Raw genomic sequence first — 7,808 nt, forward strand, 5'->3', positions numbered from 1 at the left:
CCCCGACCGCCCGCGCCGGTCCATCACGTCCGCATGGAACCACATTAAGCGCGCCGCAAGCCTGCCCCCCTCCCTGCGCCTCCACGATCTGCGCCACACCTATGCCAGCCATGCGGTGCTGTCCGGGGAAAGCCTGTACCTCACCGGCAAACTTCTCGGCCACCGCAATCCGGGCAGCACCAACCGCTACGCCCATCTCGACAGCCACCATCTGGCCCGGGCCGCAGACAAGATCGCAGACCGCATCGACAGCATGATGAACGGCGAGCCTGAACGCAGCACCCGCCAGACATGACCGGTGGCGCGATGCCCACGGTCAGGCGGTGCGGAAGGTGGTCAGCAAAGCCACGGGGTGCAGGAAAGGGGATAGTAGACACGCACGGCGGAAAGCAGAAGTTCGCTGCGGATGCTATCTAATGTCTGCTTCTGACGAGGATACCTATCGGATGGGTCCAGCCTCGGTTCAGAAGACATTATTCTCGACGCAATCAAGTGCGATATTTAAGATCGCCTCATGAATTGCCGCCTGTGTCATTACTGGAAAAGGATCACGACCTGCATTGCAGGATTTCTGATACTGCTTCTTTCGACCGTGTCACCCTGCGCTAACGGGGCGATGGCTCTCTCTACAGACGTTGTCTGGCTCTCAAGCGATAGGCTCCAAATAGCGCGGAGTGCCTCTGGAGCATCTCTACCGGCACGAGGGCCGCCGGCGGCAGGTAAGAATGTCGCGGTTACAGTTACGCTGTTGCCGATAGGCGGTGACACGCAGGCGGACACACTCGAAGATGTCCACAAGATCCGATGCGCCGCTCTGAGCTGGTCTATTGCCCCAAAGGGAACAGGACTGGGAACAAACCCCTTTAAAGGCAAAACACCTCAAGAAATCGACAAGATGTTTATAGACAAAGGGTTCGAGCCACGCGGCCCCGATCCCATCGGGGGTAAAGGTGGTTATGTGAACCCTAAGACAGGCCGTTCGTATCATATCGACCCAGAACCCAACAATGGAAAGCTGGAACCGAGTATCCGCATGTCGATGTTAACAGGCCGAAGGGTTCGGATTTACCGAAAAAAAGTATCCACTAGGCGATAAGTTGACAGACAATGACTGATAAACCGGCTGAACTTCTGACTTTTGAATTATGTGAAAACGGAGATGAAGTTGAAATACATCTTAATGATGAAGGGCTTTCCAATCTTATAAACTACCTTGTGAGGCTAAAGAAATCTCGCGACCACGAACATCTTATGACCGAAGAATGGGGGGGTAATGAACTTACCTCAATTAAGCAAGGTTCGGGGAATACGCTTCTACAAAAAGTGACGCTAAGGCATTGGTAGACATATGACCCTGCGGCTCAAAGCCCTCTTTACCGGCCTCATTGCCCTGCTGATGGCAGCGCTGTTCGCGTGTGCGCCTGCGGGCGCAAAAACCGCGTCGGGGGGATATCAACTTTTTAAGCCGGTCACTTTGGCGGATCAGTGCGCTATCCAATTGGCGTCATTTGAGAATTTTAACCAGCACGCCAAAATCGCGCCAGAGTGTTGTAATGCCCCAAAGGGGGGAACGACTGGTGCTAAGGGGTCTTTGACTGACAGCGCCAATGCTCAGGTTAAAGCGAAGCCGGGAAAAGCGTTTACCCAAGAAGGTCAGCAAAAATACAGCGATCTGGCAGGGGAACGTATTGAAACGGTCGAGGACTTAACCAATGCAATCAAGTCGGGAAAAATTGATCCTGCTGACATTGAAGCAAACTATGTCACGATCAATGGAAAGCCTGTCATTGATAACGCACGGACATCAACAGCTTTAGAAAATGCAGGGTTCCACGCAGCGAGTGGAATGGAGTCAATCAGACAGGAAAACAACAGCGCCCGGGTGTCACATGGGATCAGGCGGTTCAGAATAAGCTTGATAACAATAAAGGCGAGCCTATCGCTCCTGAGGATTGGTAATCCATGAGGTATGTTGAGAGGTATAATTTTCTTAATTTTCTTAATTTGCTTTTGCCTCACGGCGAAGACAACATCTCTTTCGAGAAAAGAGATGGCGATCTGCGTGTAACCATACCTTATAATGATCGGACGCAGAGTATTCGGCTGCTGTTTGAAAGCTGTTCATATCAGTATGTTTTTCTGGTGCCCGGATATTGCCCAGAGGAATTGGCTTCGGATTTTATCTATGACTTCAGTCGCGTTTATGAGCTCTTTGATACAAAGTTACTGTATGAAAGCGAGGCAATCTCCGAAAGTTATGGCTACAAGCCAAACCGGCGGCATTTTTTCTTTTATCTCGAATGGGAGAATGTGGCTTTTCATGTGATTGCTAAGTCATGTGAATTTACGGAAGCCAATGGGCCTCTATAGTTTGGATTAACCATACACCATTTTGAGCTTGAAAAAAATTATGTCCTTGCTGGTGCATTTTGAGTGCGGGGATGGTCAGGACGACAGGCTTGCCGTGCCGTTGCCCGACTTTGGTTGCCGTTTCCTTATCTGCTGACAGATGCACGTACTGGCGGTTTTGTGGGAGCAGCCCTTGTTCTCGGATACTTTCAAGGAAGCGTTCTGCGGTGCCGTGGTATAGGACCTCAGGCGGCTCAATGGCTTCAAGGCCGAGGTTGACCTGAATAGAATGTCCCTGATTAGCACGGATTGACAAGCCATCATCTGAGATTGCAAACCGCTTTTTGTCGCTGGTGGCCACGACTTCATACAGCAAGTCATGCGTGATCGGAATATCTGCTTTTGCAATCAGCTCTTCGATATTTGCCCATCCTTCCGGGTCAAGGCTTAGGCCGATTGCATCCGGTTTGTGACGCAAGATATAGCTTAGGAATTTACTGGTTTCTCTGATGGGGCGCGTCATTGTCCGCTCTCCGCCGCTGGCTTTTCAACCGGCTGAAACCCCATCATCCTTATCGCGCAGAATCGTGAACCATTGTCTGCGTTGACGATCTGTCCTTTTGCGCGGCTGCACCAATAGTCGGCTTTGGCTTGATTGATGAATGTGATGGCTCGGTCGAAGTCTTTGGCCTCGATTGTGCCCTTTGCGAAGTAATACGACCCCCCGCCCGAAAGGGCTGCCGCCACGATCATCCCGGCCACCAGCGTAACCCAGTCCCATTTTCATCTGGCGTCGCGCGCTTCGAGTCGGTTGGCGACAGCGGCGAGCTGTTGCTGTGTTGTTGCGATGTTCTGGGTAGTGTCTTTGAGGTTTGCGAGTGCGGCTTTAGTCTCGTTTGCGGTGTTGTGTCCGAGCTTGGCGATGGTGGCGAGATGTCCGAGATGTTCACCGATAAAGGCGGTGTTATTGTCGGCGACATGCTTTGCCAACTCCTCGGGATCAAGGGCGCGTCGTGTTGTATCGACGGAGGCTTTGAGGTCGCGGATGTCTTTGGCATATTCGACGCGCTGCGCATGAATATCCTGCATCTGTATTTTGGACTGTCGCATCTCATCGGCCAGCGTTGCGATGCTTGAGGCAAATGGGGCTTTGATATCAAAAAATATCGGTCGTTTGGCGTAAAATGCTGCACTTTGTGTTCAATGGCAGCTTTTAATATGCCGCTGCGCAGCATCAAAATCGCGATCAATGTCTGTTGTGGGCCGTTTGCAGAGCGATACTGTGCAGTGCTCGATGTCAGTCTGCGGCATCAGCCCTGATCTTGAAACGCGTCTGCGTGCTGTGCAAAACTGACGCCATAGCGGCGCTGGAACGCCCGACGCATACGTTGCAGATCGCCAAATCCAGCCTCTGCTGCCACGATTTTTGCAGGAAGGCTGGCTTCCAGCAGGCTTCGCGCATGATCGACGCGAACCCGTTCGACGAACTGGGCGGGCGACGTTGCGAGGTGATCCTGGAACCGGCGCGAGAGGGTGCGCGGGTTCATGACCGATTCTCGCGCCATGCGATCAAGCGTCCAGGGTTGCTTCGGATTTGTTATAATTGCCTCAATCAGCTGCCCCAGAGTGTTCTCTTTTGTGAACTGACCGGCAAGATGCATGGCATACTGGCTCTGATTTCCTGTCCGGTGCAATTGGACAACAAGCTCGCGCGCGACGCGCAGAGCGGTAGCATTACCGCAATCTGACCGGATGATCGAGAGCGCGAGGTCGATTCCTGTGGTGACACCCGCCGATGTGAAAACCCGCGTCCGCTCGACAAAAAGCCGGTCAAGATCCCAGTCGACCTGTGCAAAGCGGCGGACATCCTGCTCGCGCGACCAGTGCGTCGTCGCCGGCCCACCGTCAAGCACGCCCGCTTCCGCCAGAACCAGCGCTCCCGAACAAATTGAGATTACGCGCGCTCCGGTGTCTGGCCTCAACCGCTCGCGCACTGCCGCGAGAACGGCCTCATTGCCAAGCAAATCGTCGATACCGTCGCCTCCTGGAACAAGGAGATCATGAACAGGATCGCAAGACCGGAGCGCTCCGTCAGCCCCCAGCAACATCCCGCAAGAGGCACGCACCGCCGTGCCGTCTAACGACACGTAGCGGAGCTTGTAGGCTGCGCGATCGCCAAAGCGGGCAGCATCAAAAGCCTGCACAGGCCCAGCGACGTCCAGCGCGTTCACACCTTCGAAGAGCAGCACATCTATCGCGCGGATCTTTGGTCGATTGTCCATTTTTGACGCTAGTTTGACATTCCAGACAGAATGCTCGTCCGCTTAAGTCACGATGTCAACGACCATCAGATGGACCCCATGCTTATGCGCGATGCTCAAAGCCGTCATGCTCACATCAACTTCGTCGGACTGATTGCCGCGAACACGATCCTCGTGTCGGTCATGCCGATGCTCATCATCATCGGCGGATTGGCAGGGCTGCTTCTCGCGCCAAGCCCCGAATTCGCAACCCTGCCGCCATCTGTGCAGACATTCGCGGGTCTCATTGCAACAGGACCATTTTCCTTGTTGATGGGGCGATACGGGCGTCGCGTCGGATTTGTTATTGGCGGACTTGCGGCCTCGGCAGGAGGGGCAATCGGCGTATTTGCACTCCTCTGGTCCAGCTTCGTGCTTCTATGTGTTGCCCACGCTTTCCTCGGAGCGGCATTAGCGTGTTACCTCTACTTCCGGTTCGCCGCCGCGGAGGTCGTCGCAAGTGATTGGCAACCCATCTCAATCTCGATCATGCTATCTTCGGGCCTCGTTGCGGCCTTTGTCGGGCCGCAGGTCTTCATCTGGACGAAAGACGTCTTCGCACCCGTCCCGCTGGCCGGCGCCTATGCCGCGATCACCTGCGTCACGCTCGTCGGGTTAGTGCCACTCGTCTTTGTCCGCATCCCTCGTCCAACCATGACAGCGAACAGGGCGACCCTGGACCGCGCAGCTATAGGCATCATCCTCAAACGGCGCCCGGTCTTGATTGCCGTTCTGGCAAGCGCAGTTTCGCAGGGCATCATGGTCTTGTTGATGGCACCGACGCCACTGGCCATGACGGAGCACGGTTATTCCGAAACTTTGGCGAGCGACGTGGTACGCTGGCATGTCGTTGCGATGTTCGCGCCGTCCTTCTTCACTGGCTTTCTCATCCGGCGATTTGGCTCGGTTCCCATCGTGGCGACAGGGCTTGCGCTGCTGACGGGGGCAGCTTTGATCGCCGCCAGTGGCATATCGGTCCACCACTTCTATGTCGCGCTCGTTGTGCTCGGGATCGGCTGGAATTTCGGGTTCATCGGAGCGACCAACCTCCTTTCCACCGCGATATCGCCCGAAGAACGGTCAGTCGTGCAGGGCACCAACGATACGCTGATCGCATTCGCCGCCACACTCTGTGTTTTTGCTTCGGGCGCGATCGTCACAGGCTTTGGATGGACCGAACTGGCGCTGTCTTCCTCACCGCTTCTTGCAGTCGCGTTGATCTGGATACTTCTCTCGCGCCAGATGGCAGAACCGATTTGAACCGTAGCGGTTGCGCTGCACCAACAGGACCAGCAGGACTGCGAACCACGACAGCACTCCTGCGGAAAACTCCCGCGTCAATTTTGCCCGCTTTTCCGACCTTCGTCATGTGATTTTTCTGCACACCGTGTCGAACGGCAGGAAGCGCGGGCCGCGGCGCGGCATCTGAGTTGGCGATAGACGGCGGCTCCGGGCCGGTTGCCCCAATAAAGCTAAGAAACTTCAGATCCTGTAACCCCGGTCTGGATTCGGTCCAGCGGCCCGCTCGTGGAGATGTCCCTCAGGAGAGATGAGAGAAGGCTTCTTTTTCGGTGATTTTGACATCATCGGAAAGGAAGAGATCATGCCGGATCTGGATGTACGAACCGACACACGAGACTGCGACAGCCTCATCGCAGAGATGGCTGAACGGCAGGCTGCTGAAACCTTGGGAATGTCGCTCGGCCGCCTGCGGTCGGTGTTGGGGGCATCTGCCTGGGGCACGGCCCTTCAGATGCTTCAGCGGGAGTTCCGGGGACAGTACAAAGGCTATTACCCCAGCTGCGGAATGACCGATGACGGCGAGACCGTGATCGCAGAAGTGTTCGACGCGCTGGCAGATGCCTGCGGAGATCCGCGACGTGCTGTTCGCTGGGGGGTGCGTCATGGGTGAGGGACTTTATTGGAGCCAGGACGGGCGCACCGTCTATGCCGAGCCCTTCGAGGGGCTCGACGCGGGGGATGTGGATCTGTGGGATTGGGCTTATGAGGATCTGATCGACGTCGTTGGTACATGCCTGACAGAGAGATGGTTGGGCTGCGAAGGCGCGTGGCGGGACCACACCAGCCGGATCGTGGCACGCAACACGCTGCACGAGATCTGGCTCACGCAGGACAGCTATGACCGCGTCCATGTGACCTTTGGGGTTCGCGAGCATCTCTACGACCTCGATGCGCTGGCGCGACATCACGTCGATGACCGGGCTGAGCGGTTCTTTGATCAGCTGCAAGAGCATTACGCGCTTCCAGTGCGTACGAGCCCGTGGACGAGTGCGCCGCGGGAAAGGCTGCGAATGGCTGGCTAAGACAACCCCGTCTAGGTCAGGATTGCTGACTTAGTGTACATAAGAAAGACTCTGGGCCTCGTGTGACACCCCGGCGGCGTGCGGCCTGAGGACGTCTGCGAACACCCCCCATCCCTAACAACCCAAGCCCCAAGGAGGTTATCAGGCCGTTACGTCGGGCGCGCCCGGTCGCCGTCCAACACTCCCCGACACGACAAGAAAAGTATGCAACATGCGATATTCCGCGATCAAACAGGCCACCCGGGAAGGCCGCGATCACGGCGGCGATGCGCAAGCTCATCGTCCTCGCTAACACCCTGATCCGGGATCACCGGAAATGGGCCGTAATCGCCCCTTGTTCAAAACGAATACAACTGACAGTCCTGCTGCGTTCATCTTTCGCACAAGTAGTGAGTGCTTCAGGACATCGACATCATCCTGAAGTTTGAGCGGCGGTAGCATGCAGAAACCCGAAGCGCCGCACCAGCAAACCGCAAAGCCAGCCAGGGATGCGATATCTGAGGTCTCTGCCCTGTCAGGCTTTGCTCCCCTCAGCGCCCAGGTGTGACATTTCTACTTTGCAGACCAAGGGACATTTCTACTTGGTCGCAACAACTTCAAGCCGCATGGCCTCCCTCTGAAGGGGCGGTTGTTTCACCGCCCCTGTCCTGGCATTTTGGGTCACTCCAGCATTGGCTTGCCGTTGGAGCGGTGGCGGTAGACAAGGCGTTTCATCAGCTTGCCTTTTTCCGGAATGGGCCGCACCGGGATGGGCTGGTAATCCGCCCCGCAGATCTCCGGGAAGAGACACCTGATTTCCTCCCGCGCGGCGGGCGAAACGGCCTTCAGCGCTTCG

11 protein-coding genes are annotated in these 7,808 nt (G+C 55.9%); 7 read left to right on the top strand and 4 right to left on the bottom strand.

The window, feature by feature from the left end; translation table 11 throughout:
• The 4 genes from FEV53_RS18880 to FEV53_RS18895 all read left to right on the top strand — a co-directional run.
• On the top strand, positions 1 to 295 hold a 295-nt coding region (locus FEV53_RS18880; protein ID WP_142836246.1), incomplete at its 5' end, for a tyrosine-type recombinase/integrase.
• Positions 296 to 1,107: 812 nt separating this feature from the next.
• Positions 1,108 to 1,344 carry an Imm32 family immunity protein gene (locus FEV53_RS22240; RefSeq protein ID WP_142836247.1) on the top strand — a complete coding sequence of 79 codons (237 nt, stop codon included), beginning with the start codon at positions 1,108 to 1,110 and terminating at the stop codon, positions 1,342 to 1,344.
• Positions 1,345 to 1,348: 4 nt separating this feature from the next.
• Positions 1,349 to 1,966, top strand: a complete 618-nt coding sequence (locus FEV53_RS18890; RefSeq protein ID WP_142836248.1) for a hypothetical protein — start codon at positions 1,349 to 1,351, stop codon at positions 1,964 to 1,966.
• The gene (locus FEV53_RS18895; RefSeq protein WP_142836249.1) at positions 1,963 to 2,370 is read left to right on the top strand and encodes a hypothetical protein; all 408 of its coding nucleotides are present in this window, start codon (positions 1,963 to 1,965) and stop codon (positions 2,368 to 2,370) included. The genes FEV53_RS18890 and FEV53_RS18895 overlap by 4 nt, the downstream gene beginning before the upstream one ends.
• Here the strand turns inward: FEV53_RS18895 and FEV53_RS18900 are convergent.
• The 4 genes from FEV53_RS18900 to FEV53_RS18915 all read right to left on the bottom strand — a co-directional run bounded on the left by FEV53_RS18900 (position 2,345) and on the right by FEV53_RS18915 (position 4,631).
• Positions 2,345 to 2,872 carry an RNA 2'-phosphotransferase gene (locus tag FEV53_RS18900; protein WP_142836250.1) on the bottom strand — a complete coding sequence of 176 codons (528 nt, stop codon included), beginning with the start codon at positions 2,870 to 2,872 and terminating at the stop codon, positions 2,345 to 2,347. The genes FEV53_RS18895 and FEV53_RS18900 overlap by 26 nt on opposite strands.
• Positions 2,869 to 3,111: a hypothetical protein gene (locus FEV53_RS18905; RefSeq protein ID WP_425465509.1), complete on the bottom strand. Its 243-nt coding sequence runs from the start codon at positions 3,109 to 3,111 to the stop codon at positions 2,869 to 2,871. Before FEV53_RS18905 ends, FEV53_RS18900 begins: the two co-directional genes overlap by 4 nt.
• Positions 3,112 to 3,132: 21 nt before the next feature.
• A complete protein-coding gene (locus FEV53_RS18910; RefSeq protein ID WP_142836251.1) occupies positions 3,133 to 3,459 on the bottom strand; it encodes a hypothetical protein in 327 nt (108 codons plus the stop codon).
• A 200-nt stretch (positions 3,460 to 3,659) separates the two neighbouring features.
• A complete protein-coding gene (locus FEV53_RS18915; protein WP_142836252.1) occupies positions 3,660 to 4,631 on the bottom strand; it encodes a GlxA family transcriptional regulator in 972 nt (323 codons plus the stop codon).
• 78 nt (positions 4,632 to 4,709) lie between these two features.
• On the opposite strand from FEV53_RS18915, the gene FEV53_RS18920 reads away from it, so the two are divergent.
• The 3 genes from FEV53_RS18920 to FEV53_RS18930 all read left to right on the top strand — a co-directional run bounded on the left by FEV53_RS18920 (position 4,710) and on the right by FEV53_RS18930 (position 6,973).
• Positions 4,710 to 5,909: an MFS transporter gene (locus FEV53_RS18920; RefSeq protein WP_246100935.1), complete on the top strand. Its 1,200-nt coding sequence runs from the start codon at positions 4,710 to 4,712 to the stop codon at positions 5,907 to 5,909.
• A gap of 289 nt (positions 5,910 to 6,198) precedes the next feature.
• Positions 6,199 to 6,561, top strand: coding sequence for a hypothetical protein (locus tag FEV53_RS18925; RefSeq protein ID WP_142836253.1), 363 nt, complete (start codon positions 6,199 to 6,201; stop codon positions 6,559 to 6,561).
• A complete protein-coding gene (locus tag FEV53_RS18930; RefSeq protein WP_142836254.1) occupies positions 6,554 to 6,973 on the top strand; it encodes a hypothetical protein in 420 nt (139 codons plus the stop codon). Before FEV53_RS18925 ends, FEV53_RS18930 begins: the two co-directional genes overlap by 8 nt.
• Positions 6,974 to 7,808: the final 835 nt, after the last annotated feature.

Source organism: Palleronia caenipelagi (genome assembly GCF_007004065.1).
GTDB classification, from domain to species: Bacteria; Pseudomonadota; Alphaproteobacteria; order Rhodobacterales; family Rhodobacteraceae; genus Palleronia; species Palleronia caenipelagi.